Source organism: Mycobacterium sp. IEC1808 (assembly GCF_002101935.1).
Classification (GTDB): Bacteria; Actinomycetota; Actinomycetes; order Mycobacteriales; family Mycobacteriaceae; genus Mycobacterium.
Genome location: NZ_LQPV01000010.1, coordinates 13420 through 37366, shown reverse-complemented (window position 1 = coordinate 37366; position 23947 = coordinate 13420). Strand labels below are relative to the sequence as shown.

General features: G+C 66.3%; 28 protein-coding genes and 1 pseudogene. 9 read left to right on the top strand and 20 right to left on the bottom strand.

The window, feature by feature from the left end; genetic code table 11:
* Positions 1 to 199: 199 nt before the first annotated feature.
* Positions 200 to 1198, bottom strand: a complete 999-nt coding sequence (locus AWB92_RS06670; RefSeq protein ID WP_085184610.1) for a GGDEF domain-containing protein — start codon at positions 1196 to 1198, stop codon at positions 200 to 202.
* A gap of 344 nt (positions 1199 to 1542) precedes the next feature.
* On the opposite strand from AWB92_RS06670, the gene AWB92_RS06665 reads away from it, so the two are divergent.
* Positions 1543 to 3015: an FAD-dependent monooxygenase gene (locus tag AWB92_RS06665; protein WP_241523388.1), complete on the top strand. Its 1473-nt coding sequence runs from the start codon at positions 1543 to 1545 to the stop codon at positions 3013 to 3015.
* Here the strand turns inward: AWB92_RS06665 and AWB92_RS06660 are convergent, their stop codons facing one another.
* The 3 genes from AWB92_RS06660 to AWB92_RS06650 all read right to left on the bottom strand — a co-directional run bounded on the left by AWB92_RS06660 (position 3016) and on the right by AWB92_RS06650 (position 4158).
* A complete protein-coding gene (locus AWB92_RS06660; RefSeq protein WP_085184606.1) occupies positions 3016 to 3297 on the bottom strand; it encodes a hypothetical protein in 282 nt (93 codons plus the stop codon). It abuts the gene before it with no gap.
* The gene (locus AWB92_RS06655; protein ID WP_085184605.1) at positions 3294 to 3875 is read right to left on the bottom strand and encodes a TetR/AcrR family transcriptional regulator; all 582 of its coding nucleotides are present in this window, start codon (positions 3873 to 3875) and stop codon (positions 3294 to 3296) included. Before AWB92_RS06655 ends, AWB92_RS06660 begins: the two co-directional genes overlap by 4 nt.
* 97 nt (positions 3876 to 3972) lie before the next feature.
* Complete coding sequence (locus AWB92_RS06650; protein WP_085184604.1) at positions 3973 to 4158, bottom strand: hypothetical protein; 186 nt, start codon at positions 4156 to 4158, stop codon at positions 3973 to 3975.
* An 83-nt stretch (positions 4159 to 4241) separates the two neighbouring features.
* On the opposite strand from AWB92_RS06650, the gene zwf reads away from it, so the two are divergent.
* The gene (gene zwf / locus AWB92_RS06645; protein ID WP_085184603.1) at positions 4242 to 5741 is read left to right on the top strand and encodes a glucose-6-phosphate dehydrogenase; all 1500 of its coding nucleotides are present in this window, start codon (positions 4242 to 4244) and stop codon (positions 5739 to 5741) included.
* Here zwf and AWB92_RS06640 read toward each other — a convergent pair.
* Positions 5738 to 6970, bottom strand: coding sequence for a hypothetical protein (locus tag AWB92_RS06640; protein WP_085184602.1), 1233 nt, complete (start codon positions 6968 to 6970; stop codon positions 5738 to 5740). The genes zwf and AWB92_RS06640 overlap by 4 nt on opposite strands.
* A 90-nt stretch (positions 6971 to 7060) precedes the next feature.
* Here AWB92_RS06640 and AWB92_RS06635 point away from each other — a divergent pair, with 90 nt between their 5' ends.
* Positions 7061 to 7939 (top strand): CoA ester lyase, encoded by an 879-nt coding sequence (locus tag AWB92_RS06635; RefSeq protein WP_085184601.1) that lies wholly within the window; start codon positions 7061 to 7063, stop codon positions 7937 to 7939.
* 162 nt (positions 7940 to 8101) lie between these two features.
* On the opposite strand, the gene AWB92_RS31015 is transcribed toward AWB92_RS06635, so the two are convergent.
* Positions 8102 to 8230 (bottom strand): hypothetical protein, encoded by a 129-nt coding sequence (locus AWB92_RS31015; RefSeq protein WP_277622281.1) that lies wholly within the window; start codon positions 8228 to 8230, stop codon positions 8102 to 8104.
* A 22-nt stretch (positions 8231 to 8252) separates the two neighbouring features.
* Between AWB92_RS31015 and AWB92_RS06625 the strand changes: the two genes are divergently transcribed.
* Positions 8253 to 8450 (top strand): hypothetical protein, encoded by a 198-nt coding sequence (locus AWB92_RS06625; RefSeq protein ID WP_068126821.1) that lies wholly within the window; start codon positions 8253 to 8255, stop codon positions 8448 to 8450.
* Positions 8451 to 8465: 15 nt separating this feature from the next.
* On the opposite strand, the gene AWB92_RS06620 is transcribed toward AWB92_RS06625, so the two are convergent.
* Entirely contained in the window at positions 8466 to 9056 is a 591-nt protein-coding gene (locus AWB92_RS06620) for a cyclic nucleotide-binding domain-containing protein (protein WP_085184598.1), read from the bottom strand.
* Positions 9057 to 9159: 103 nt separating this feature from the next.
* Positions 9160 to 9939 (bottom strand): fructosamine kinase family protein, encoded by a 780-nt coding sequence (locus AWB92_RS06615; RefSeq protein WP_085184609.1) that lies wholly within the window; start codon positions 9937 to 9939, stop codon positions 9160 to 9162.
* A 116-nt stretch (positions 9940 to 10055) separates the two neighbouring features.
* Here AWB92_RS06615 and AWB92_RS06610 point away from each other — a divergent pair, with 116 nt between their 5' ends.
* Positions 10056 to 11291: an osmoprotectant NAGGN system M42 family peptidase gene (locus AWB92_RS06610; RefSeq protein ID WP_085184597.1), complete on the top strand. Its 1236-nt coding sequence runs from the start codon at positions 10056 to 10058 to the stop codon at positions 11289 to 11291.
* Positions 11292 to 11421: 130 nt separating this feature from the next.
* Positions 11422 to 11862 carry a nuclear transport factor 2 family protein gene (locus AWB92_RS06605; RefSeq protein ID WP_085184596.1) on the top strand — a complete coding sequence of 147 codons (441 nt, stop codon included), beginning with the start codon at positions 11422 to 11424 and terminating at the stop codon, positions 11860 to 11862.
* 66 nt (positions 11863 to 11928) lie between these two features.
* Here the strand turns inward: AWB92_RS06605 and AWB92_RS06600 are convergent, their stop codons facing one another.
* From AWB92_RS06600 to AWB92_RS06565, 8 genes and pseudogenes are all read right to left on the bottom strand, one after another.
* A complete protein-coding gene (locus tag AWB92_RS06600) occupies positions 11929 to 13134 on the bottom strand; it encodes an FAD-dependent oxidoreductase (RefSeq protein WP_085184595.1) in 1206 nt (401 codons plus the stop codon).
* A gap of 71 nt (positions 13135 to 13205) precedes the next feature.
* The gene (locus AWB92_RS06595) at positions 13206 to 13520 is read right to left on the bottom strand and encodes a hypothetical protein (protein WP_085184594.1); all 315 of its coding nucleotides are present in this window, start codon (positions 13518 to 13520) and stop codon (positions 13206 to 13208) included.
* A 43-nt stretch (positions 13521 to 13563) separates the two neighbouring features.
* A complete protein-coding gene (locus tag AWB92_RS06590; protein WP_085184593.1) occupies positions 13564 to 16323 on the bottom strand; it encodes a LuxR family transcriptional regulator in 2760 nt (919 codons plus the stop codon).
* Positions 16324 to 16442: 119 nt separating this feature from the next.
* The gene (locus tag AWB92_RS06585) at positions 16443 to 17531 is read right to left on the bottom strand and encodes a GGDEF domain-containing protein (RefSeq protein WP_085184592.1); all 1089 of its coding nucleotides are present in this window, start codon (positions 17529 to 17531) and stop codon (positions 16443 to 16445) included.
* A 255-nt stretch (positions 17532 to 17786) separates the two neighbouring features.
* The gene (locus AWB92_RS06580; RefSeq protein WP_085184591.1) at positions 17787 to 18263 is read right to left on the bottom strand and encodes an SRPBCC family protein; all 477 of its coding nucleotides are present in this window, start codon (positions 18261 to 18263) and stop codon (positions 17787 to 17789) included.
* Positions 18260 to 18958: a DUF899 family protein gene (locus tag AWB92_RS06575; protein ID WP_085184590.1), complete on the bottom strand. Its 699-nt coding sequence runs from the start codon at positions 18956 to 18958 to the stop codon at positions 18260 to 18262. The genes AWB92_RS06580 and AWB92_RS06575 overlap by 4 nt, the downstream gene beginning before the upstream one ends.
* A gap of 127 nt (positions 18959 to 19085) precedes the next feature.
* Positions 19086 to 19930, bottom strand: a pseudogene (locus AWB92_RS06570) (alpha/beta hydrolase).
* 108 nt (positions 19931 to 20038) lie between these two features.
* On the bottom strand, positions 20039 to 20488 hold the full coding sequence (locus tag AWB92_RS06565) for a nuclear transport factor 2 family protein (protein ID WP_085184589.1): 450 nt from the start codon (positions 20486 to 20488) through the stop codon (positions 20039 to 20041).
* Positions 20489 to 20590: 102 nt separating this feature from the next.
* Between AWB92_RS06565 and AWB92_RS06560 the strand changes: the two genes are divergently transcribed.
* Positions 20591 to 20983, top strand: coding sequence for a hypothetical protein (locus tag AWB92_RS06560; protein WP_085184588.1), 393 nt, complete (start codon positions 20591 to 20593; stop codon positions 20981 to 20983).
* A complete protein-coding gene (locus tag AWB92_RS06555) occupies positions 20911 to 21234 on the top strand; it encodes a type II toxin-antitoxin system PemK/MazF family toxin (protein WP_142281969.1) in 324 nt (107 codons plus the stop codon). The genes AWB92_RS06560 and AWB92_RS06555 overlap by 73 nt, the downstream gene beginning before the upstream one ends.
* Before the next feature lie 42 nt (positions 21235 to 21276).
* Here AWB92_RS06555 and AWB92_RS06550 read toward each other — a convergent pair whose 3' ends face one another.
* Positions 21277 to 22125 (bottom strand): isocitrate lyase/phosphoenolpyruvate mutase family protein, encoded by an 849-nt coding sequence (locus tag AWB92_RS06550; protein WP_085184586.1) that lies wholly within the window; start codon positions 22123 to 22125, stop codon positions 21277 to 21279.
* A gap of 107 nt (positions 22126 to 22232) precedes the next feature.
* Between AWB92_RS06550 and AWB92_RS06545 the strand changes: the two genes are divergently transcribed.
* A complete protein-coding gene (locus AWB92_RS06545) occupies positions 22233 to 22463 on the top strand; it encodes a DUF167 domain-containing protein (protein ID WP_085184585.1) in 231 nt (76 codons plus the stop codon).
* A 79-nt stretch (positions 22464 to 22542) separates the two neighbouring features.
* Here AWB92_RS06545 and AWB92_RS06540 read toward each other — a convergent pair whose 3' ends face one another.
* The 3 genes from AWB92_RS06540 to AWB92_RS06530 form a co-directional block, all read right to left on the bottom strand.
* The gene (locus AWB92_RS06540) at positions 22543 to 22746 is read right to left on the bottom strand and encodes a cold-shock protein (protein WP_068105991.1); all 204 of its coding nucleotides are present in this window, start codon (positions 22744 to 22746) and stop codon (positions 22543 to 22545) included.
* 110 nt (positions 22747 to 22856) lie between these two features.
* Positions 22857 to 23411: an FKBP-type peptidyl-prolyl cis-trans isomerase gene (locus tag AWB92_RS06535; RefSeq protein ID WP_085184584.1), complete on the bottom strand. Its 555-nt coding sequence runs from the start codon at positions 23409 to 23411 to the stop codon at positions 22857 to 22859.
* Between the two features lie 53 nt (positions 23412 to 23464).
* Positions 23465 to 23860: a DUF393 domain-containing protein gene (locus AWB92_RS06530; protein ID WP_085184583.1), complete on the bottom strand. Its 396-nt coding sequence runs from the start codon at positions 23858 to 23860 to the stop codon at positions 23465 to 23467.
* Between the last annotated feature and the right edge of the window lie 87 nt (positions 23861 to 23947).

Below are 23947 nucleotides of genomic sequence, written 5' to 3'. Positions count from 1 at the left end.
GGTTCGGTGGGCGCGCGAGTGATGCCGCGGACCCCTCGGCGAACGCGCCGACTGGTGGTGGTACACCCCCTTCGAACCCCAACCCCCACCGACAAACAACTAGGCCGGTTCCGCACCTGAGCCGAAACGAATTGTCGCATAGGGGAATTCGTTAGCGCTCGCCGCTATCGGACCTTGACGAATTTCAGCGAAGTCCGGTCTACAGCGCGTGGCGCAGATCGGGATCCCGGCGCTGCGGAATCCTGTTCTGCTTGGCGGTGTACAGATTCGCGTCGGCGACCGCCCACAGCACGGCGACGTTGGCGCTCGCTCCGCCGGCCGATGCGGTCCCGACGCTCGTGCCCGGGGTCTGTAGCCGCACGGCGGCGACGAACTGCTCGGCCGCCGTCGGACCGGGGCCTGGGCGCTCGGCGATGCACACGGCGAACTCGTCGCCGCCGAGCCTGGCCAGAATGGCGTTGGGGGGAACCGCGTTTCGCCACGCGGTCGCTCGGCTGATCAGGTGCTGGTCGCCGGCGACGTGCCCGTCGGTGTCGTTGATGCGTTTGAAGTTGTCGATGTCCAGCGCGATGACGGTAATGACGGTGGAAGTCGAACGCGATCGCGCCAGCAGGTCGGCAGTGGCAATTTCCCAACCGGCGCGGTTGAGCGACCCCGTGAGTGGATCGGTGCACGCCGCGTCCACCAACGTCCGTGTCACCAGGCCGAACGACTCCGCGGCGCCGACGATCGCGATCACAAAGATGAAGTAATCGATGTCCAGCGTGGCGGTGCGCGAGACCGCCAGGCCGGCAACGCAGGCCAGGGCGAGCACGCCCACCAGCACCATGCCGCGGCGCGGCGAGTAGAACGCGCGCAGGTACATCGCCAGAAACATCGGCGCGATCAGGCAGACGAACTCGGCGATGATCGCGATGTGGAAGGCCATCACGATCGGCGTGGCCACGATGGCCACGGCCGTCGCGGGCCCGGTTTTGTCGGGCCGCACGGCCAGCCAGGCCAGCGCCGCGATACCCAGGACGATCGCCACGATGCCGCCGACCGGATGCCCCCGGGGTCGGTCGGGGTGAAGCGGAATCACGGTGGTGAACAGCACGCCGTAGGCGAATAGGAATGTTGTGGTGCCTAAGTAGATTCGCAGCAGCCGGACCTGGTGTTTGCCGTAAAAACCGCTTCCGGAGTCGACTCGCAACCGCAGCTTGTATCGGCGGGGGTGGCCCACGGGGCCTGCGAGGCGTAGACCCATCCCGTCACTCTCTGGTCAGATGCGCCGATGCGGACGCGCGGCCGATTATTTCACCGCCATTTTGCGAGCGCGCAACCGCCATTCGTCTGAACCGTAGTTCAGATCTCAGGAGACCGTCGATGGTTTATCGAAAACCCAGATCGGATGCAAAAAGAAGGGGCGGCTTTTAATCCGTCCCACTTCAACATATTACGCACCCGGGGGCTTGCGGCAAGACCGGGGTCATGCCGCAAAATCGCTGGTCGAAGCGAAAGCGGACCGACTCGGGGGGCGAGATGAGTGTGTTGAGGGAACCAATGGCCGACCATGCGGTGGCAGTTGTCGGGGGCGGCCCGACCGGGCTGATGCTGGCGGGCGAGCTGGCGTTGGCGGGCGTCGACGTTGCCATCGTGGAGCGGCGCGACAGCCAGGAGCTGATCGGGGCGCGGGCTGGGGGCCTGCATTCGCGCACCATCGAGGTCCTCGATCAGCGCGGCATCGCCGATCGTTTCCTTTCCGAGGGCCAAGTCGCACAGGTCGCCGGGTTTTCCCAGATTCGGTTGGACATCAGCGACTTTCCCACCCGGCACCCCTACGGGCTCGCGCTGTGGCAAATCCACATCGAGCGCATCCTGGCCGGCTGGGTCGACGAGCTGAACGTACCGACCTATCGCGGACGTGAGGTGACGAGGGTCGCCCAGGACGACGCCGGCGTCGACATCGAGCTCACCGACGGCCACCCCTTGCGCGCGGAATACGTCGTCGGGTGCGACGGGGGACGCAGTTCGGTCCGCAAATCGGCGGGCATCGACTTCCCGGGGTGGGAACCCACGATGAGCTACCTCCTCGCCGAGGTCGACATGGAATGCGAGGCCGGGGAAGCGCCGGAATGGGGCATCCGCCACGACTCCCTCGGTGTCCATTCGCTCAGCATGGTGGAGGACGGCGGCCCAGTGCGGGTCATGGTGACCGAGCGACATGTCGGGCCCGCCGGCGAGCCCTCCCTGCGCGAGCTGAGTGAGGCGCTGATCGCCGTGTACGGGACGGATTACGGGATCCACAGTCCCGCATGGATTTCCAGGTTCACCGACGCGGCGCGGCAGGCGGCGACCTACCGCGACGGGCGGATCCTGCTGGCCGGCGACGCGGCGCACGTGCACCATCCGATCGGCGGGCAGGGCCTCAACACCGGCATGCAGGACGCGGTGAACCTGGGATGGAAGCTGGCCCAGGTGGTCAACGGCGCGGCCCCGGAAAGCCTGCTGGACACCTACCACACCGAACGGCACCCGGTGGCTGCGCGCGTGCTGCGCAACGCCATGGCCCAAATGGCGCTGCTTCGCTCGGACGACCGCACAAAGGCCTTGCGAGAGGTCACTTCCGACCTGCTCGGCATGGCCGAGCCGCGGCAGCGATTCGCCGCGATGATGTCCGGTCTCGACATCCACTACAACCTGGGCGAGGGCCACCCGCTGCTCGGCCGTCGGATGCCCGATCTCGACCTGGTCACCGCCGACGGCACGGTGCGGGTCTTCGCCCTGCTGCACAACGCGCGGCCGGTGCTGCTCAACCTCGGCGAGCCCGGCGCCGTCGACATCGCCGGCTGGGAGGACCGCGTCGCGTTGGTCGACGCGAAATACGTTGGAGCGTGGGAACTTCCGGACCTCGGCGCCGTCACCGCCCTCGACGCCGTGTTGATCCGGCCCGACGGACACGTCGCCTGGGTGGGGGAGCGACCCCTCGCCGACGCCCTGACGACCTGGTTCGGGCCGCCCGCGGGTGGGAGATGATCAACGCCGACCGAATGCGCCGGGCCCGGCGTGAAAGAGTCCGATCAAGAGCACCCCGATCGCCGCCGCGCAGAAAGGCCACAGTGGCTCGCGCCCCTCGAACGCCGTGTGTAGCGCCGCCGCGGCCAGCACCAAACCAACCCATCCCGCAACAACATTGGGAATGGGACCGCCACCCCATGCATTCGGGTAGCGCTGCTTCGTGATTCCGCGGATGAAGTGAGGAATCGCATTGCCGCCCAGGAGGCCTCCCACAAAAGCGAGCACAAGCGCCCCGATCACGACTTTCCCCTCCTCGAATCGCACGTCAGCACGGGCATCAACGCCGCGTCCACGATGCGCACGATCTCGTCGTCCCCAAGCGGCTGGCCCGTCACCAGGATGCGCGTGAAAACCAGTGCGGAGGCGATCTCGGAGGCCAACTCGTGGTTGGCGCGGGTGGGCAGTTCCTTTCGCCTGACCGCACGCTCGACGAGTCGGCCAATGACCGCTCGCTTTTCACTCAGGACGTGACCGCGGACATGCTCGGCGAGCTCCGCATTTTCCCGTATCGCGTTGAGCAGACCCAAAATCACCGCACCATCTTGGGACGCGAGTCCGTCGCGCATCTGGGTGACCGCTTGAATCAGGTCGCCGCGGAGGTCGCCAGTGTCAACCTCTGCGGTCGAGGCCGCGCCACGTCGCGCCAACGCCGCGATCACCAATTCGGACTTGCCGGGCCAGCGGCGGTAAATCGTGGCCTTGCTGGCTCTCGCGCGCGATGCGACGGCATCAATGGTGAGGCGGTCGTATCCGGTCGTCGCCATCAGCTCGATTGCCGAATCCAGAATCGCGTCGGTGCGGGCGTCTCCACGGACCACGCGACGCTCCTCGTGAACGAAACGGTTTCGTACACCTGATTAGGTTAGGGCCGTATGGATTGGCGGTCAAGGGTTCTCGAGGGCAATCACCGCGGCCCTAGTCCGGCGGCTCGTCCTGCGCGCCGGGCCCGGCGGCGTCACGGTCGCGGTCGCTGGGCTTGCCGGGGACACCTTCGGCCTCCCGCTCGTTGGCAACCTTCTCGTCGAGCTCGTCGACGATGTTTTCCAGCTCCTCGGCGTGGCTCAGCTGGTCTCGGTCAGGTCCGGTCATGTCGCTTTCCATACCCCGCCCCGCGATTGATAACCGCGCAGATCGACCCCAACATGGGGCTGCACACACGGCGCTGCGATGGAAGGATCGCAAGGGTGGCCGACAAGAAACCGCAAACGATCTCTTACCCGGCGCCGGAGAAACGCCCGCGACGCCACGACACTGAACGGCTGGAGCCCCACGTCATCGTCCTGTTCGGCGCGACGGGGGACCTCGCCAAGCGCAAGTTGATCCCGGGCCTGGCCTATTTGGATCAGTCCGAACTGGCCCCCGACATTCAAGTCGTCGCGACGTCGCTGGAAGACATGAGTGACGACGAGTTCCGTGATCTGGCCAAGAACGCGGTCGATTCGTTCGGCACGCACAAGCTGACGGACGAGCAGTGGGCCAATTTCGCCAAGATCATCACCTACGTCCCGCAAGGCGCCGGACCCGCGGCGCTCGCCACCGCGGTCGCCGAGGCCGAAGCGAACCTCGGACCCAATGTTCGGCGGCTGCATTACCTTTCGGTTCCGCCGAAGGCGGCGCGTGACGTCATCACCATGCTGCGCGACGCAGACCTCGTCGACCGTTCCCGGGTGGTCATGGAGAAGCCGTTTGGCACGGACCTGGCCAGCGCGGTGGCGCTGAACGACTTCGTGCACGAAACGTTCGAGGAATCACAGATTTTCCGCATCGACCATTTCCTGGGGAAGGAGGCCGCCCAGAACATCCTGGCGTTCCGCTTCGCCAACGGCCTGTTCGAGCCGATCTGGAACCGCAACTTCATCGACCACATCCAAATCGACATTCCCGAGGCGCTGGGCCTGGATCAGCGGGCCAACTTCTACGAGGAAACCGGCGCCTACAAGGACATGGTGGTGACCCACCTCTTCCAGGTGATGGCGTTCGTGGTGATGGAGCCGCCGACGGCGCTCGAACCCTTTGCCATCAGCGAGGAAAAGAACAAGGTGTTCCGCTCGATGCTGCCGGTCAAGCCGTCCAACGTGGTGCGCGGCCAGTACAGCGGGTACCGCGAGGAGAAGGGAGTGGCGAAGGACTCCGACACCGAGACCTTCATCGCGCTCAAGGTCGGCATCGACAACTGGCGCTGGGCCGGCGTGCCGATCTACCTACGCACCGGCAAGAAGATGGCCGAGGGCATCCGCATCATCTCGATCGCCTTCAAAGAGGCTCCGCGAACGATGTTTCCGCCCGGATCGGGGGTCGGGACCCAAGGTCCGGACCACCTCACCTTCGACCTCGCCGACAACTCGAAGGTCTCACTGTCCTTCTATGGCAAGCGGCCGGGCCCCGGCATGAAGCTGGACAAGTTGTCCATGCAGTTCTCCTCGCAGGAGATCGACACCGTCGTCGACGTGCTGGAGGCCTACGAGCGGCTGATCCTCGACGCGATGCGGGGCGACCACACGCTGTTCACCACCGCCGAGGGCATCGAATCGTTGTGGGAGCGTTCGCAGGAGCTGCTCGACGACCCGCCCCCGGCCAAGATCTACCCGCAGGGCACGTGGGGTCCGAACGCGATTCACCAGCTGATCGCCCCCAACGCATGGCGATTGCCGTTCGAGCGGGAGTGGCGCGAGAAAAAGGGCTAGTCCGCAGGCGGGACGGGCTGATCGAGCCAGTGGTGCAACTTCGCATAGATGTCGGCGTGGTTGAGCAGATCGAAGTGGTGCAGGCCGGTGAGCGTCAGCCCGTGATCCGGGTCGAACGGAATCTGCCGGGACTTGCCCGCGCCGGACGCGCTGTGCGGCCGCACGAGGCGATCGCCAAGCACCGCCCCGACCGCGCCCGGGCCCGCGCTGGTCGCCACGAAGTGGTAGACGGCGTGGGGAAGGAAGGGCACCTCGTTGCAGCGGTCCCGCAGGAACTCGTCGGGGTCGCAGTCGCTCCAGTCCTCGTCGAGCAGCGCGCCGTACCGCAGATCCTTGGTGCCCGAGCTGCGGGCGTTGAGAAATGAAGACAGGGCGCGGGTTTCGGGCAGTCGGGCCAGCGCCCACGAGGCGGCGTTGACACCCTTCTCCAGGTCGGCACCGAGGTGCGGAGAGCCGAGGCAGACGACGTGCCGAACGGCGTCGGGCCAGCCGTGCTCATGCTGGGTTCCGTAGTGGCAGGCGCTCCGGACCACCAGGCCGCCCATCGAATGACCGATCAGCGCGATCTCCTCGACGGGCACCGGCCACCGCGCCTGCAGCTGATCCAGCAGGCCAGCGAGCGATTTTCCGTTGTCGGAGATGTGCAGGCCGGTGTTGTAGCGCAGATAAACCGGGGTGAATCCCAGATCGTCGCGCAGCCGCGCGCCGTAGGACTTCACCTCCTCGCCATCGCGCGGGCGTCGCCACCACGACATCTCGGTCATGCACCAGCCATGGACGAAGACAGCGATCCGGCCCGTCGCCCGCGGGAACGCCGCCGCGATGTCGGGGGCGGTCATCGCGACCGGCTTGCCGCGATGGCGCACCTGCATGGTCAGCGCGAAGCCGTTTCCGCGGTCGGTCAGCTCGTCGCCGTAGATGCCGTTGAGCGCCGCGATGACCCCGGCGACCCTCGGATTGGCTTCGACGGTCTCGTCCTCGTCGCTGCCGCGCGCCTCGGCGGCCAGTTCACCGGCGGCGCGCAGGGCGCCCCGCAGCGCGCGGTCGACGGCGTAGTACGTCGCCGCGGCGGTGGTGTTGTGGACGACCTCTACGGGTTTCGACACCGGTCCGACGGCGCCGAACACGCGCCGCGCGATGCCGCTGTGCGTATCACGCACGAGCGTGGTCAAGACGCGGGTGCCCTCACCAGCCAAGTCAGCGAGTGACCGGATTTCGTCTCGCTGCATGAGTTGCTCCTCCCTGTTCCCACCTGGGATTCCCATTCGGGGGGTTTCCCACTGCGGGCGAGGCTTATCCCAAAGCCCTACTGTCGTGGCATGCCGCCGACGCTGCGCCCGCGCCGATCCGCCCTGTACCTGCCCGGCAATAACGCGCGTGCCCTGGAGAAGGGCCGCACGCTGCCGGCGGACGTGCTCATTTTCGACCTCGAGGACGCCGTCGGGCCCGACGCCAAGGCCGACTCGCGCTCGCGGGTGTGCGACGCCGTCTCTTCCGGGGCCTACCGACCTCGCGAGGTCGTGGTGCGCATCAATGGCCTGGGCACCGACTGGCACGACGACGATCTGGCGGCCGTGGCCGGTTCGGCCGCCGACGGCGTGCTCGTGCCGAAGGTCGAGACGGGCGAACAGGTCCGGGCGCTGATCGCCGCGCTCGACCGGGCCGGCGCGCCGGAGTCGTTGCAGCTGTGGGTCATGATCGAGACTCCCAGGGCCATCTTGCGAGCCGAAGAGATCGCGTCGGCCAGCGATCGGTTGGCGGCGTTGGTGGTCGGTACCAACGATCTGGTAAACGATCTGCACGGATTGCACCTGCCCGGCAGGGCGCCGGTTCTCACGGCGCTGTCGCTCGCCGTATTGGGGGCGAGGGCGGCCGGCAAGGTCGTCTTGGATGGCGTCTTCAACGACATCACCGACGAGGGCGGCTTCCGGGCCGAGGCCCGGCAAGGCCGGGAGTTCGGTTTCGACGGCAAGACGCTCATCCACCCATCCCAGATCGGACCGGCGAACGACGTGTTTGGTCCGTCGGACAAGGAGCTGGCCGATGCCCGCAAGATCGTCTCGGCCTACCAGGAGGCCCAGGCCGCGGGGAACAGCGTCATCACGGTCGACGGCCGGATGATCGAGAGCCTGCACGTGCGCGACGCCCAACGGATCCTCGCCCTCGGCGACCTGATCGCCGAAATGGAAACGGCATAACCGGATTCGGCCGTCAAACGGCGTCGACGCGGAATTGCCGGTAAGGTGCCTGCAGCAAATCGATCGTCGGGCAAAGGAGTGTCTGGTGCGGCGAAACGGAACTGCGCTCGCGGGAATGGTCGCCATCGCGGTCATCACCGCGGGCTGCTCGAGTGGGAATACTCAGCCGGCTTCGACGTCGAGTGAGACGTCGACCTCGAGCTCGCCGACGGCGGCCTCGTCCCAGCCGACGACGGCACCCACCTCGTCCGCGCCGGGCGCGCCACTCGACCAATCCACCTGCCTGGACATTTCGTTCGCCAAGGACAACTTGATGGTGGCGGCGAAACCGGAAAACGCGCGCAAGTGGGCCGACACGCTGGAGAAGTACGGTCCGCCCGATCCGGTGAAGGCCGCGATCGAGCACTTCGTCACTACAGTCGGCGCGCGGCCCGACGACCCCGACCTGAACTCCAACCGGGACTCGATCACCGGTTGGATCAAGCAGATCTGCCCGAATGTGAACCCATAGACGGCCGTCTGCCGGCTACCCTGTGCCGTTTCGCTCGATCCACTGGTTGAGCGCATCTTCGAGCGCGGCCGAGACCCGCACCCCGGCGCCCTCCGCGGCCTGCTCGAAGCGCTCGACCAACTCCGTGGGGACCTGCGCGTCCACCCTGCGATGCGTCGGCTTTGGCTTCGGCGGCTGCTCGGGGACGGCTGCGGCCGCGTGCCGCGCCGCGGTGGCGTCCATGGTTTCGCGCAGTGCCGGCATCTCGTCGAGCAAGCGGCCCAGGTCGTCGCGTTCGATGCGCAGCACCTCGGCCGGCCCGGTCGTCGTGACCGTCGCGGAGCGCAGTTTCCCACGGCGCAGCGCAGATTCGCCGATCACCTCGCCCGGCCCCACCACGGCAACGCGGTCGTGGCCGACATAGACGCCGGCCTCGCCGGTCAGCAGGATGTAGCAGGCGTCCGACGGGGTCTGCTCGTGAATGAGCGGCAGGGGCGCGTGCGTGGAGGTGTGATGTGCCGCCGAGACAATGCGCCGCAAATCACTATCCGAAAGCTTGTCGAATGTGGCGAATTCCCGTAGCCGGCGGATGTCTTTTTCCTCGTGTCCCTGCGCATCCACTTTCATAGCGGGCTCCTAATCTGCGATTTGACCGGACATCGAGGAGCCTAACTCCAATTTGCGGCAACTCCGGAAACAAATTTTGCGGCAAAAGGTGCGGCAGATGGGCTTACGTCGAACGAGCGTCCAACGCGGCGCGCGCCGCTGCATGGGTCCGCGCGGCGTACCCTCCGCCGAACAACGCGACATGCGCCAGCAGTGGGTAAAGCTGGTGCAATCCAATCCTCTTGCGCCAGCCCGGGTTCAGCGATCGCACGCGCTGGTAACCGGTGAGGACCGCGTCGTAGTGCGGGCAGCCGAACAGCGCCAGCATCGCCAGGTCGGTCTCGCGGTGACCGGCATGGGCGGCCGGATCGATCAGGACCACCCCGTCGGGTGTCCACATCACGTTGCCGCTCCACAAATCACCGTGCAGCCGCGCCGGAAAGTCGTCATCGGAGTCGTAGTCACCGGCGCGGCAACGCGCCACGACGGCGTCGATCGCGGCGCGGACGGAAGCGTCGAGGCGCGGCGCCGCTGTTTCGGCCATCGGGACCAGCCGCTCCTCGGCGTAGAACTCACCCCACCTCGGGTGGCTCCGCAGCGACATCGGCAGTGGCTGGGACAACGGGCCAAAGAACCCGGGACCGTCCCAGTCGTCGGGCCCGGCGCCAAACGCGGGTGCGCCGGCGTCGTGTGTGACGGCGAGTCGGCTGCCGAATTCGCACGCCGCTTCGGGGCTGGGAGGCACCGACTCCAGCCGCCCCAGGGTGAGGTGGTCGGCGCCGAAGGAGACAACCGCCGCGCACGGCACGCCACCCGCGACGGCCGAAAGCCATCGCAGCCCCGCGGCTTCCCACGCGAAGTAGCCGGCGGGTGCGCCCGCATGGCGCTTGACGAAGTCGGTCACCCGGTAACCGCTGACGCGTTCATCGCGCTCCAACTGTAGTTGCGGCTGCGCCCTTCCGCGCCCGCGCGAACCGGTAGGTTGAACCCGGATTCCGAACGAACCGGGAAGGAGAGGCTGTGCCCCAGACCGCGGCCATGGCGGAGGCCGACCGCGCGTGGATGATCGACACGCTGCTCGCACTGCTGCAGACCCCGAGTCCGGCGGGACGCACGGATGCGGTGATGCAGCTGATCGGCGACATCTTCGATGACTTCGGGGTGCCGTTCACCCTCACGCGCCGCGGTGCGCTGACGGCCGAACTGCCGGGGGAGTCCGCGACCATCGACCGGGCGCTGGCCGTTCACGCCGACACCATCGGTTGCATGGTGCGCAGCCTCAAGGAGAACGGCCGCCTCGAGCTGGTTCCGGTCGGCACCTTTTCGGCCCGGTTCGCCACCGGCGCCCGGGTGCGGATTTTCAGCGACGACCCCGACGAGTTCATCACCGGCACGGTCTTGCCGCTCAAGGCAAGTGGGCACCGGTTCGGCGACGAGATCGACACCCAACCCACCGACTGGGAGAGCGTCGAAGTCCGCGTCGACCGCAAGGTGTCCTCGCGGGAGGACCTGGTCAAGCTCGGCGTAAACGTCGGCGACTTCGTCGCGCTGATCGCCAGCCCCGAACTCACCGCCGACGGGTTCATCGTCTCCCGTCACCTCGACGGCAAGGCCGGCGTCGCGGTCGCGCTCGCACTGGCCAAGCACTTTTCGGAGAACAAAGTCGTACTGCCGCACCGCACCACGATCATGGTCACCATCACTGAGGAGGTCGGCCACGGTGCCAGCCATGGCCTGCCTGCCGACGTCGCCGAGCTGATCTCGGTGGACAACGCGGTGTGTGCGCCCGGCCAGCACTCCATCGAGGACGGCGTCACGATCCCCATGGCCGACATGCACGGCCCCTTCGACTACCACCTGACGCGTAAGCTGTGCCGGCTCGCCGAGGAGCAAGGGATTCGCTTCGTGCGGGACGTGTTTCGCTATTACCGCTCGGACGCCGCCGCGGCGATCGAAGCGGGCGCGGGCACCAGGGCGGCACTGGTCGGCTTCGGGCTGGACGGCAGCCACGGGTGGGAGCGCACCCACATCGACTCGCTGGAGGCGGCCTACAACCTGCTGCACTGCTGGCTGCGGACGCCGCTGACCTTCGCCAAGTGGGACGCCAAGCCGTCGGGTCCGCTGCGGGACTTCCCGTCGTCGAAGCAGCCCGCGCCGACCGAGCAATGGGTTCCGCTGGCCCGTGGCGAGCACGCCGAACCTGGAGATGCGTCGCCGGGTGCGCACTGGCCGCCCTCGGAGGGCCCCCAGGCCTGAGGCGCCCGTCGCGGCAACTCGTCGTCGCGCCGGGTCTTTACCCGACCCGATCGAGGGGATAGCGTGGTTGGCCTGGCATTAAATCAACCAATTTATTTAGCCGTAAGCTCATCGCGAGTTAGGAAAGACCATGCCTCAGGCCGTTGCGAAAAACGAGAACGAACAGCTCGTGCTCGACTTCCTGCATGCGGCGTACGGCGAGCGCATGAACGTGGATGCGATGACCGCGTTGATGGCGGACGACTTCGTTTGGCAGCTTCATGTTCCTCTCTCACCGGTGGTCGTGGGGCGCGATGCCGCCCACGCGGAGCTGGAAAAGCACAGCAGCCTCGCGACCGGGATGATCGAGGGAAGCGAGATTCGCACGGTCGTGTCGGACGCGGACACGGTGGTGGTCGAACGGGTCGACGTGAATGCGATGAACGGTGTCGCGGTCACGTTCAACGTCACCGCCCTCTTCGAGGTTCGCGACGGCGCGATCACCCACTGGCGCGAGTATAGGGACACCAGCCACGTCGCTCAGCAGCTCGGCATCGACCCGGCGCACATGTTCGCCCCGCTCGCCGGCTGAAGGATCGGCTGCCTAGTGGCGATCGCAATCGCGCGTTGGAGGGCGAAGCGGGTCGCCACCATTCGACTAGGACGCGTGTACGTCCGGGATGCGCACGTGCTCGGGGCGGAAGCCGCGTCCGACGATGATCGGCGGGATGAACTGCAAGGGACCGCGACCGATGAAGCTGGGAATCTTGATCGGGGAGAGGTCGCCGGTCAAATTGGGCTCGACGGCCCGGTTCTGGATGAAGACCTGGCCGGCCTGGATGATTCGCGTGGGTAGCTCGCGGCGCCGCTGAACCTTCGCGAGATCCGCATCGGTCAACCGGTTTTCGCGAAGTGGGGCGCACAGAATATTCGCCGCGGCGACCGCATCGGCGACCGCGAGGTTGATGCCGACCCCACCAGCCGGAGACATGGCGTGCGCGGCGTCGCCGATGCAGAGCAGGCCGGTGCGCCACCAGGTCTCGAGCCGGTCCACCCGCACGTCGAGGTGGCTGGTGTCATCCCACGAGTGCAGGTCGTTGACGTGTTCGCGCAGCTGCGGTCGCGCTTTGACTAGCCGCTCTTTGAACTCCTCCAGCGAACCGTCGCGCGGGTCGGTTCCCTTGGGCATGAGATGGGCGACCTGCCAGTAGTCCCCGCGGTAGATCATGGCCATCAGCAGGCCCCTACGGGCGATTCCGAAGAGCTCTTGGGGGTCGCCGGGACGCCATTTCAGCCGGAACCACAAGACGTCCATCGGCGAGTGCGCGGCGGCGAGGCTCAGGCCGGCGGCCTCCCGCACGGCGGACTTGCGTCCGTCCGCGCCGACCACCAGTTCGGCATGCACCTCAAGTTCCGGCGTGCACACCCCGGCGACCCGGTCGCCGTCGAAGATGAGCTCCTTGACCTCGGCGTTGCGGATCAAGGTGAATTCCGGGTAAGCGCTTGCCTTTTCGGCCAGGAAGTCGAGGAAATCCCACTGCGGCATCAGCGCGATGTACGGCTGGTTGAATCCCAGCCGTTTGAGCGCGCTGAAGTTACCGAAGGTGCGAAGCGTCCCGTCGGCGTCGAAGGCGACACGGGTGATCTTGGTGTGGGGCAGGCGCAAGAACTCGTCCACGAACCCCAGCTCGTCCATGATCCGAAGGGTGGTGGGGTGCACCGTGTCGCCGCGGAAGTCGCGCAAGAAGTCGTTGTGTTTCTCCAAGACGACAACCTGGACGCCGGCACGTGCGAGCAGAAGAGCGTGAACGAGCCCGGCGGGACCGCCGCCGGCTACACAGACCTGGGTTCGCAGAGCGGCCATGCGCTGACCCTACCCGGGGACGCAGGGCGTCTTGCTAAAGCTGACGAGCAGTTTCGCAGCGCGGCGAGTCCCTAAGCCTCGCTCGGCGATCGAAAATCCTGCCCTTGCCACCAGCCCACGGCGGCGCTGATCCGTTCCGGGGGAGCACCGGCGTCGGCGCAGGTTTCCGCGACAACCTCCGCAGAATCGGCGGCAAACACGCCGAACGCGTAGTCGTCCGCGGGAACGGCCACCGCCATGAGCAATCGGATCAGTCCACCGCGGGCCGACATTGCCGCGGCGTGGTCGTTGAGGCGCTGAGCGGTTTCGCCGATCCAATGCGCGGGCGCGCGGGGGCCATACCACTCGACAAGAAATGAGTGTGTTCCCGCGTCGATGCTCGCCACCCCGGCCACGCTATAGCTGATGTAGGCCGCTTACATCAGGGGTTCACCTACTCATATCCGATTCTGATCTCCAGACTTGCAGCGCTTGGTAGAGCTCCGCGCGCGAGCGGATGTTGAGCTTGCGGTAGGCGCGGCTGAGGTTGACCTCCACCGTCTTGGTGCTGACGAACAGCGCGGCGGCAATGTCGCGGTTGATCATGCCCGAGGCGGCCAACTCGGCGACCCGCGCTTCGGTCGCGGTCAATCCCTGCTCGCGCCGCCTGCCCGGGCCACCGCGCGCCAATTCCGCTTCGGCGCGCCCGGCCCACACCGTGGTACCGAGCTGCTGGAATGTCCGGAGGGCCTCGCGCAGGGTCGGAATCGCATCGCCGCGCCGCTGGCGACGTTGCAGCTGACCGAGCAACAGCTGGGTGCGGGCGCGCTCGAATGGCATTGCCAGGCGTTGGTGCTCGGCCATGGCGAGCTCCGCCGTGGCGGTGGCTGCCTTCACATCGCCGAGCCTGGCCTGCAGCATGGCCCGACCGCGCGCGCCGGTGGCCAGCATCCATGGGCGATCAAGCCGGCGACCGTTGCGCTCGAGCGCATCGATCAGCGGCTCTGCGTCGTCGAAGCGGCCCACACCGATCATCGCCTCAACGGCGTCGGGGACGAACGTGGCTTGGACGATTTCGGTGGCATTTGTACCCGGATCCAGCCTGGAAAGCAGCGGCCGAATCGCATCGAGGGCCGCTTGGTAGTTGCCCAGAGACACTTCGAGAAATCCCAGTGCGGTAAAAGCCCATTCCCGCAGTCGGAACGAGTTGGCGCGCTCAAACCCCGCGAGCCCCGCGGCGGCATCGCTTCGAGCCAGTTGCTCATTCCCGGAGTAGGCCGCAACCACGGCCCGGCTCGTCACTGCCGCAGCCAGGGGAACGTCGCCACCGAGTTGGCCTGCACGTTCGACCGACTCCTCGGCGATCATTGCCGCCTCGTCGAGGCGACCTCGCCAAATGCTGTTGAGTACGGCGTTGAAGTCGATAAAGCTCAGCGCTGCCTCATCGCCGCGTTCGACGCATGTGCGACGCAGTCGCAGCAGTCCATTTCGCGCCTCGGCGTGCCGGCCGCTCCAGTCCAGTAGCAACGCACGTTGAGCGCTGGGCCGAAACGGAATCGGGATGCTGACGTCGCCGCCCGCTAATTCCACTGCCCGCCGCAGGCTTTCGTCGTCAACGCCGGCGCCGGTGAGGAAGCGCATCATGATCCGCATCCCCAATGCTTGCCCGAGCAGTGGTGTATCGGCCAGTCGTGTCGCCGCAGCGACCGCTTGCTCGGCGCGCTCAACAGCCGCCTGCAACTGGTCGCCATTGAACAATGCATAGGACAGCATTACCAAGATGGTTGGTTGGAGCGCGTCGTGATCGGCCGCGTCAACCAATGCGCGTTCCAGCAGCGCGGCCGCCTCGGCGAAATCGTCGTTGACCAGCCTGACCAACCCCAGCATGCTCAATGCGTTTGCGCGCAACGGCCCGGGGCCACATCGCTCGATCGTGTTCTCCAGCATGAGACGGGCCCGTGTCGGATCGCTGGCTTCGAGATAACATAGGGCACAAAGGATTTGGCGTTCCACTGCATCAGCACTCAGGCCGAATGCGAGTTCAAGCAGTTCCGCGGCGGCCGCCGGGGCCCCTCTGTTGCGAGCGATCTCGGCGGCCGCGTCGAGGGCGGCCACCGTCTCCGGCTGTCCAGACGTGTCAGCCAGGGCGAGGTGGCGGGCGCGTAACTCGGGCTCGGTGACGAGTTCGGCGAGGCGCCTGTGCATTTCGCGGCGCCGCCGCGGCGGCGCCGCGCTGTAAACCCCGTGCGCCAAAATCGGGTGGGTGAATCGCAGCTGCTGCCCGTCGAGGGCCACCACCGCTTCGTTCTCTGCTTCACCAAGTGACTGCACCACCTGATCCGGAGTCGAGTCGGTCGCGCGGGCCACCACCGGCACCGTCGGATCCGGAAGGCTGGCCATGGCAAGCAACACATCGGATGCGCCGACCCGGCTGATCCTCGCATCGACCAGATCATTGAGACCGCTTGGCAGCCGCACTTCGGCGGCGGGGGCTTGGGCGCCGAGTTCCCGGGCCAATTCCAACGCGAAAAAGGGGTTCCCGCCCGAGATCTGATGAATACGCAACAACGTAGGGCGAGCTGGCGACCGACCCAGCCGGGCAACCAAGACGCGATGTAATTCACCGACGGTCAACGGCTGCAGCCGGATTCGGCGCATCGCGTCCGGGCTTGGCAGCTGCAGGGCCGCCGCGACCTCCTCGGCACGGGTCGTGCACAGCAGGGCGGCGCCGGCCGGAAGCCGCCGCGCTGCATACGACACCACATTCGCGCTGGAGGTATCCATCCACTGCAGGTCGTCGATCGCGATCACCACCGGACTTTCGGTCGCGAGCCGGCCGATAACGGTCACAAATGCCGCCGCAACCGCCCGCGGATCGATGTTGTGGGCGTCCATGCGGCGCCGCAGCAGAGCGGCACCCAAGGCTTGCTGTTGCGGTGGCGGCAAGTCCGCCCAGATCGAGTCGTCGACATCGCGGAGCAGGTCGGCCAATACGGTGTAGGCCAGCACAGATTCGGCCGAAGCCGCGCGACAGCTCAACGTCCGGAAGCCACGCGCCGCAGCGAGGTCTACCGCGTCAAACCACAGCGTGGTCTTTCCGATACCCGGGTCACCCTCGATGACCAGAGCAACGGCCCCACGCGGCACACAATCGAGAAATTCTGTAACGACTCGTTCTTCAGCTCGCCGTCCGACGACCTGCTCCGCCATATCGAATCCCCACGCCCGGCCGCGCCCGTCGTCGCATGCACAAGTGTCTTAGACAGGCTAAGGCAGCGCGCGCCGTTTGGCGCGGGATCTAGTGTTCTCGCGGCGGTGGGACTCTGTCGTCAGGACATCGCCGCCGGCGCGGGGGAGCGGTGGTGTCGAGCTTGGTTTCCGCCGCATCTCTTGGCTTCGTACATAGCGGTGTCGGCATCGGCGACCAGCTGGCGCAGCGCTTGTTCCACGTCGTCGCAACCCACGTCGCGCAACGGCAGGGTGGCGGTCCCGACGCTGGCCGTTACCGAGGCAGGAATCGCCGCGACCGCATTGCAGAACTTATGGCCCCATCCCTGCGGGCGTTGTGTCGCGACGACGTCCGCGACCAAAAACTCTTCTCCACCGACACGGCCGACGACCGCGCTCTCTTGGCACGCGGCGGTTATCGCGCGGGCCGCCGCGACGAGCGCCTCGTCGCCCGCGGCGTGTCCTCTGCTGTCGTTGACCGCTTTGAAGTGGTCGAGGTCGACCATCGCCACTGCCAGGAACATGTGGTCGTGGCCGGCAAGCATCCGGCCGATAATGGCGCGATCGCAGGCGCGCCGATTCAGCAGACCGGTGAGCGGGTCCCGGTCGGCGCGCAACAGATCTACGCCCAGCGCCCGGACGACGATATGGATAGCGAAGGGCACGACCACGTTGAGTTCGAGCACCAGAAAGTAGCCAGTGAGGGCCAGCGTCGTCTCGCCAGCCATGACCAGGCGAGCCACCTCGACACCGCCAGCCGCGCCGGCCAGCAAGAAATTCACGACCATATATCGGGCGGTGTGGAAAAACGCGAGGTATCCGCCCGACACTGCCAAGGCCGAGCATGCCATCAGCGCGACCATCGGCTGGGTCTGCGTCACGCAGCCGATCACGATGCTGGCGCTGCCCATCATCGCGAAAAATATCGATTGCCGGCGTGTGGGCCAGCGCGTCAACCAAAGCGCCGCCATGACCAGCCCGATCAATCCGGCCAACACCGACACCGCCAGCGAAAGGCCCGGCAAGTACGGGGGCACTCCCCACAGGACGTTTGCCGGCCACAAGGCCAGCGATGCCGAAACCCCCGCCATGATGCGGCGGGTGGGGGTGCTCAAGCCGTGAGCCTGCAGGTAACCGGTCAGCCAGTCGAAGTGGTCAGGCCGTCTCCACGACGCCGCCAACCAACTCATTGCGAGCCTTCCCAACTTGCGCATTCACCGACCGACGTCGCTGAAACCTGGCTTGGATTTCTACCAAAGTAAACCGGATGGCGCGAATTGGGGAGACCAATTCGGGAGTGCCGTTCTCGCGCAAATGCGCGCCCAAAACACCTGGTCTAACCGAAAACCGCGGAATTCGATCCCGTCGACTTCATTCGGTGCCCGTACCGGAAAATGGGTTTCTTCGACGCCGCTTTGACGTACCCGCGGGCTGTACGACGATTGTCAATTCGCGACGGATTTTTCCAGGGTCGCCAGCGACGCGGCGAGGTAGTCCTCGCCGAAGATCGGCATCTCGCCGACGCGCTCGCGGAAGTCCTGTGGCGTACCGCTCCAGTCGTAGGTGAGGGTGACATCGGTGCCGTCCCCGTTCGGTGCGAGGTCGTAGCGCCAGAACCAGCCTCCGGGATTATGGTTGCCCGCCTCGTCGAGCTGGCCCGGAATCCACCCGATCGCGCGGTCCTTGTCGAACACGTTCACCAGGTTGTAGACGACGTAGTGACCGCCGGCCTGGGTGAGGAACATGTTCATCGCGAACATCTGTCCCGTGCCGGTGATCGGTCCGGTGCCCACCGCGTCGCGGACCCAGTCGGTGGGCTCGGTGTTGCAGTGGCGGGCGGGGTCGGCGAGGACGGTGAAAATCTCGTCAGGCCTCGCGGCGATGGTGCGGGTGACGTCGTAGCGTTCGGTGGTCGTGGTCATGCGTTGTCCTTGGGTCCATAGGCCGCGGCGATATCGGGGGAGTCGAGCCAACCCGAGTATGTCGGCCGGGAGGGCCACCCTGCGGGCGAATCGAGCCATTCCTCCTGGCGGCCCCACGGCAAGATGTCGATCAGCCCGAACGAGTGGCTGAGCTGCTCGGTGCCCCGCCCGTTCGTATGCCAGGTCCGGTAGACGGTGTCGCCGTCGCGCAGGAACACATTGACCCCGAAGCCCCCGCCGGGCGGGGCGTCCATGTCGGCGCCGAACGAGCTCTCCGACGACGAATACCACTCCATCCGGTTACCGACCTTGCGCTTGTAGGCGAGCGCCTCGTCGATCGGTCCGTTGGTGACGATGACGAAGCGGGCGTCGTAATTGTCGAGGAACTCCAACCGGGTGAACTGTGACGTGAAGCCCGTGCACCCGCCGCACTGCCACTCCGCGCCGTCGGACCACATGTGGTGATAGACGATGAGCTGCGATCGGCCGCCGAACACATCCACCAGGCGGACGGGCCCGTCGGCCCCGATCAGGGTGTAGTCGGGCAATTCGACCATCGGCAGCCGGCGCCGCTGGGCGGCGATCGCGTCGAGCTCCCGGGTGGCGGCCTTCTCGCGCTTGCGCAGGGCGTCGAGCGCGGCGCGCCAGGTCTGCTGGTCGACGATTGGTGGTAGTGCCGTGTTGTTGGAGGGCATCGGACCAGACCTCTTTCGTTCGCGCTGTCGATTACTCCGTTCTCTTCGGTATGACTGGTGGCGCGCCCGGAACTCATCGCTGCCGATCGCGTGATTTACCCACGGAAGTCCGGCAGACGCCGGAGTGCTACGCGCTCACCGCGGTGATCGTCGCTATCGCGTCGATCACCGCATCCGGCTGATCAAGGGCGACAAACGTTTTCGCGTCGGGCACCTCGATCAGCTTCGCGTTGCTGAACAACCCGGCCAGGCGCCGGCCCAGGCCGGGGGTGAAGCAGCGGTCCCGCTGGCCCCACACCAGCGTGACGGGCTTGGTGAATCGGGGCAGGCGGGTGGCAACATCGGTCAGATCGAAGCGCGCCACGCTACGCGCCAACGCAGCCATGTCGCGGCGGATGCGCGAGTCCTTCAGGCAGGGCTGCAGACAGGCCGAGGTGAGGTCCGGATCGGCCTTGCTGACGAGCAGGCCGAACCCTAACAGCGACTGTCGCACCGCGCGGAACCGCAGGGGTTGGGCCAGCGCCTTGATCGAGGCGGGGCCCCGTAGCGCCGCGAACGCGACGTCGAAGGGGAAGGGCGGGCACTTGTCGAAGGCGTCGCAGTTGGTGAGCACGAGACGGCCGATTCGGTCCGGGTGAGCGTCGACGACCAGTTGGCATATTCCACCTCCGGTGTCGCTGCCGACCAGCGTCACATCGGAGAGGTCGAGGGCGACGAGCGCGTCGTTGACCCCTCGGCAACCCCGGGCAGCGACAGCGCGGTGGCGTCATTGACCGGGATGGTGTGCGAGCCCAGCGGCCACGTCGGCACGATGCAGCGGAACCCCCGACGCGCCAGGCCGTCGGCGACGTCGCGCCACAGTTGCCCGTCGACCAGGATGCCGTGGACGAACAGCACCGGCGGGTGCGGTGAATCCTGCGGTCCGAATTCCTGGTATTCGATGGTGGCCTGGCGAAGTGCGAGCTGCGGCATGTCGGTTGTTCCTCCCTGAGCCTTCCGTCCCGACCCTTGTCTGTCATCGCACCTCAGGGCCGCTGCCAGGTCCACCCGATGAACTGCCAACTACTGCCAATGTCCTCCTCAGGGCTCCAGGTTGAGTAGCCCGGCGCCCGTCGGCACATCCAGAGGAGCCGACACGTGGTCGTGGGCGATGAACCAGCGGCCATCGAGCTTCCGGAAGCACGTCGTCGCGCGGACCCAGAAGCCGGCGGTCGTCGGTCCGCTCTTCAACGTGCCGCTGAGCCGATTCAGGCTGTAAGCAAATGCCACGTCGTCGCTCACAGTGATGGTGAGGTCGCGAATCTCGTAACCGAGCGGGTGCTCGTATGCCGCGAAGACGCGTTCCCAGTTTCGCCGCTTTGCCTCCGTCCCAACGTGTCGTAGGGGCGGTTCGATGTCGAACGACACGACGTCCGGCGCATAGATCGACATCACGACTTCAAGGTCCGCGGCGCGAATCGCGGCCGCAAGCTGGTCAGTTCGCTGTCGAATGTCGGCCTCGTCATCCGAGCGTTCGGTAGCAAAGGTCACAGGATTCACGGTAGCCGCGCCCGAGCGGTGCCGGCTGCGGCCTTGACCTCGATGTCTCGGCTCGGTTCGATTGATGCATATGTCGACTGGGGGAGGCTCGAAATGAAGACGTGGATTACCCGTGCGGTGTCCGCCGCGAGCGTGGCTTTGGGATCGATGGCGGCCGTGACCATCGCGATGCCGGCGGTGAGTCGGGCCGACTGCGCGAACGGCGAGTGGTGGGACGCGAAGGCCAACGTCTGTCGACCGCTCGGGGCGCCGATCCCGCTGCAATGCGACGCAGGACAGTGGTGGGACCCGACGGCCGACACGTGCCGGCCGCTGGGCGTCGGGCCGCAACCCCTAGCGTGCGATGCCGGCCAGTGGTGGGATCCGACGGCCAATGTGTGCCGGCCGCTCGGTGTCGGTCCGCAGCCGCTGGCATGCGACAACGGTTGGTGGTGGGATCCGACCGCCAACGCGTGCCGTCCGCCGCTGGTGCCGCCGCCCGGCTAATCCCGCCCTTCGGGTCGGCGGTTCAATCCGACCAACTGCCGTTGTCGACATGGCTAGTAGCACCCACCTCCACATCCGCTCGGGCCGCAAGCTTTCGGCCCGAAGTCGAGATCGAGGGCCAAGTCACACGGGTGCTCGCCGAACAAACCGCGGCGGTCGATCCCGGCCGCCTCGGCAACAGCGTGGGTTATCTCAGCCTCGAAGAGTCGCGACGCGTCGACGCCGCTCTGCGAATCGTGCTCGATCTGTAGCGGCCCTACCAGGGATTGACGAAATCGACTGGGCCGGCGACGTCAGTGGTCGCCCACGTGGGGATCGATGAGAGCGTTGAACTCGGCCACGCTGTACACGCCATCGAGATAGTTGAACGACCCGCTGTCGAGCACCTCACGCGCGGCACGGACAACGGCGGTCAGCGCGGCGCGGCAAAAGGAGGTGCCGATAGTCACCCTGCGCACTCCGAATTCCTTGAGCTCGGCGACGGTGAAGCGGGCCGGCCCGATCCCGGCAACGTAATTGAGCGGCTTCGAAACGCTGCTGCACGCGAGGCGAAGGGCCGCCTCGTCGGGAATGCCGGGCGCGTAAAGCACGTCGGCGCCGGCGGCTTCGAAGGCCTCAAGCCGTGACAGCGTGTCTTCGAGGTCGGGCCGGCCGCGGATGAAGTTCTCGCAGCGAGCCGTCAGGGTAAAGGGGTACGGCAGCGACCGCGCGGCCTCCACGGCGGCCTGGATTCGTTCGATCGCCAGTTCGCGGTTGAAGATCGGGTCCTCAGGCCGGTACGTTGCGTCTTCGATCGAGGCTCCCGCCAGGCCGACCTGGCCCGCGAGGCGCACCGTCTCTGCCACGGTCTCGGGCGACGCTCCGAAGCCGTTCTCCAAATCCGCGGTCACCGGCAACGATGTCGCGTCGACGATGGTGCGCACATGCTCAAGGGTTTCACTCCTGCTGACCGCGCCATCGCCATCGCGCCGACCCAACGAAAACGCCAGTCCCGCACTGGTAGTCGCCAGCCCCTGAAATCCGAGGTTGGCGAACAACCGTGCGGTGCCAATGTCCCAGGGGTTGGGCAGCACCAGCATCTCGTCGCCGTCGTGTAGCCGGCGGAACCGTTCGCCGCGCTGGGCCAGAGCTGCGCTGTCCATCCCGACTCCAATCTGTTGCTGCTTAAGGAATAGCAGCAGCCACCGACAACCGCGTGAACGTCCTCCGTGAGTCAAAACACGAGTCCGCGCCGGTAGCCTTACGCGGCATGAACGACTCCGTCGTCGTCAAGGTCAAGCCCGGCAGCCGCAAGGGGCCCCTCGTCGAGGTCGGCCCCGACGGTGAGCTGACGATCTACGTCCGGGAGGCAGCGGTGGATGGTAAGGCCAACGAAGCGGTCATCCGCCTGCTAGCGGCGCACCTTCAATTACCAAGAAGCCGAGTCGAATTGGTAGCGGGGACGACGTCACGGGTCAAGCGTTTTCGTGTCAGACGTTGAGCATTGAGTAAAGCCTCGAAAACTACAGTGGGCTGGTGCGGATTACCGCACCAGCCCACTGTCAGGTTTGTGAGTTCCCCTAGACGGCTGTGACTCCTACTGCCTGAGGACCTTTCGCTCCTTGCCCAACCTCGAACTGAACCCGCTGGTTCTCATCGAGGGTGCGGTAGCCGCTGCCCTGGATCTCCGAGTAGTGGACGAAGAGGTCCTTGTCACCTTCGTCGGGGGTGATGAAGCCGAAGCCCTTGTCCCCGTTGAACCATTTCACAGTTCCCTGTGCCATTTACTTACTTCTCTCATTCAAATATGGATGTACCAAAAACATCCAAGCGACCAGGTTAGCACGCGCTGGTGTAGTTGTTGAAAATGATTCCGGCGCTGGAAAATCGGCGCTCAGCTCGAGGCGCTGAGGATCTTGATTGCGAAGACGAGTGTGTCGCCCGGCCGGATTCCCGCGCTGGGCTGACCGTTCGGGTACCCATCCGCGGAGGTCATTGCCACCGCGACGGTGGATCCCACCTTTTGTCCGGAAATGGCCTTTTGGAAGCCCGGTACGACTCCGCCAAGTGGAAAGTCGACGGGCGCGCCCCGTTCGTAGCTGCTGTCGAACACGGATCCGTCACGTCCGTTGACGCCCATGTAGCAGACGGAAACTTTGGCCGTGCCCGGAACCACCGGTCCATCGCCGGCGCGCAGCGTCTGCACCTGGGTCTGGGTCACACTGAACGGCGTCGTCACGTTCACCCGCGGAGCCGTCGTATCGGTGGATCCAGTGACCGCGACGCTGCCGGTGGTCCCGGTCAGCGTCCACTCGGGCGTGCCACCGTTCGGCGGTGCTGCGGTCGGGCACGAGCCGACCGCGGTTGCCAGGCCGGGTGCGGCGAACGGGAGGACGAGCGCTGCGACGCAAGCCGCGAGCGTGACGGAGGAGGACCTCACGGCCGTCACGCTACAGTCGCTTATCGCGTTCCCGATCGGAGGCCCACCGTTGGTTTCTTCAATCAGGATGCTCGAGGAGCAAGGCACTCCTCGGGTTGAGATTCGCACAACGGCATGACTCCGCGGAATCGATACCGGTGCGCGGCCACCCAGCGGTAGACCGCCTCTTGCACCGAACGGATTCCCGGCACGCGGTAGATGCGCAGCGGCAACTGCGTTCCCAGCGCCGCCGACAGCGCCGCATTCATCGCCTCCGCGCCGGCGAACACCGTGCCAGACGAATCCAGCCACCAGCTAGTTTCCGACAAGCGCTCGGATGCAACTCCCAGCCGCTCGGACACTCCTGGCTTCTGCATGGGCTCGGTTCGCAGCCGCCCGGTCCTGTCGAGCCGGAGGAGGCCGTTGCGAGCACGCGTGCACGCCCCGCAGTTCCCATCGAAAATCAGAACGCCGTCCATACTTTTGAGTGTGCCCCTCCGGCGACTGGAGCGCGATGTACCGACCGTCACTGGCGACTTCGGCGCATAGTATGCTCACAGTAAATA

What these genes read in the sequence shown, in the direction of transcription:
- AWB92_RS06640 (WP_085184602.1), bottom strand. Translation starts at nt 6,970, where the DNA reads ATGCAGCGAGACGAAATCCGGTCACTCGCTGACTTGGCTGGTGAGGGC.
- AWB92_RS06550 (WP_085184586.1), bottom strand. Translation starts at nt 22,125, where the DNA reads ATGGACAGCGCAGCTCTGGCCCAGCGCGGCGAACGGTTCCGCCGGCTA.
- AWB92_RS06530 (WP_085184583.1), bottom strand. Translation starts at nt 23,860, where the DNA reads ATGGACGGCGTTCTGATTTTCGATGGGAACTGCGGGGCGTGCACGCGT.
- AWB92_RS06625 (WP_068126821.1), top strand. Translation starts at nt 8,253, where the DNA reads ATGGTGGCGGCGAAACCGGAAAACGCGCGCAAGTGGGCCGACACGCTG.
- AWB92_RS31015 (WP_277622281.1), bottom strand. Translation starts at nt 8,230, where the DNA reads ATGTCCAGGCAGGTGGATTGGTCGAGTGGCGCGCCCGGCGCGGACGAG.
- AWB92_RS06545 (WP_085184585.1), top strand. Translation starts at nt 22,233, where the DNA reads ATGAACGACTCCGTCGTCGTCAAGGTCAAGCCCGGCAGCCGCAAGGGG.
- AWB92_RS06585 (WP_085184592.1), bottom strand. Translation starts at nt 17,531, where the DNA reads ATGAGTTGGTTGGCGGCGTCGTGGAGACGGCCTGACCACTTCGACTGG.
- AWB92_RS06650 (WP_085184604.1), bottom strand. Translation starts at nt 4,158, where the DNA reads ATGGAAAGCGACATGACCGGACCTGACCGAGACCAGCTGAGCCACGCC.
- AWB92_RS06555 (WP_142281969.1), top strand. Translation starts at nt 20,911, where the DNA reads ATGCGACAACGGTTGGTGGTGGGATCCGACCGCCAACGCGTGCCGTCC.
- AWB92_RS06620 (WP_085184598.1), bottom strand. Translation starts at nt 9,056, where the DNA reads ATGAAAGTGGATGCGCAGGGACACGAGGAAAAAGACATCCGCCGGCTA.
- AWB92_RS06580 (WP_085184591.1), bottom strand. Translation starts at nt 18,263, where the DNA reads ATGACCACGACCACCGAACGCTACGACGTCACCCGCACCATCGCCGCG.
- AWB92_RS06540 (WP_068105991.1), bottom strand. Translation starts at nt 22,746, where the DNA reads ATGGCACAGGGAACTGTGAAATGGTTCAACGGGGACAAGGGCTTCGGC.
- AWB92_RS06560 (WP_085184588.1), top strand. Translation starts at nt 20,591, where the DNA reads ATGAAGACGTGGATTACCCGTGCGGTGTCCGCCGCGAGCGTGGCTTTG.
- AWB92_RS06575 (WP_085184590.1), bottom strand. Translation starts at nt 18,958, where the DNA reads ATGCCCTCCAACAACACGGCACTACCACCAATCGTCGACCAGCAGACC.
- AWB92_RS06635 (WP_085184601.1), top strand. Translation starts at nt 7,061, where the DNA reads ATGCCGCCGACGCTGCGCCCGCGCCGATCCGCCCTGTACCTGCCCGGC.
- AWB92_RS06605 (WP_085184596.1), top strand. Translation starts at nt 11,422, where the DNA reads ATGCCTCAGGCCGTTGCGAAAAACGAGAACGAACAGCTCGTGCTCGAC.
- AWB92_RS06600 (WP_085184595.1), bottom strand. Translation starts at nt 13,134, where the DNA reads ATGGCCGCTCTGCGAACCCAGGTCTGTGTAGCCGGCGGCGGTCCCGCC.
- AWB92_RS06590 (WP_085184593.1), bottom strand. Translation starts at nt 16,323, where the DNA reads ATGGCGGAGCAGGTCGTCGGACGGCGAGCTGAAGAACGAGTCGTTACA.
- AWB92_RS06665 (WP_241523388.1), top strand. Translation starts at nt 1,543, where the DNA reads ATGGCCGACCATGCGGTGGCAGTTGTCGGGGGCGGCCCGACCGGGCTG.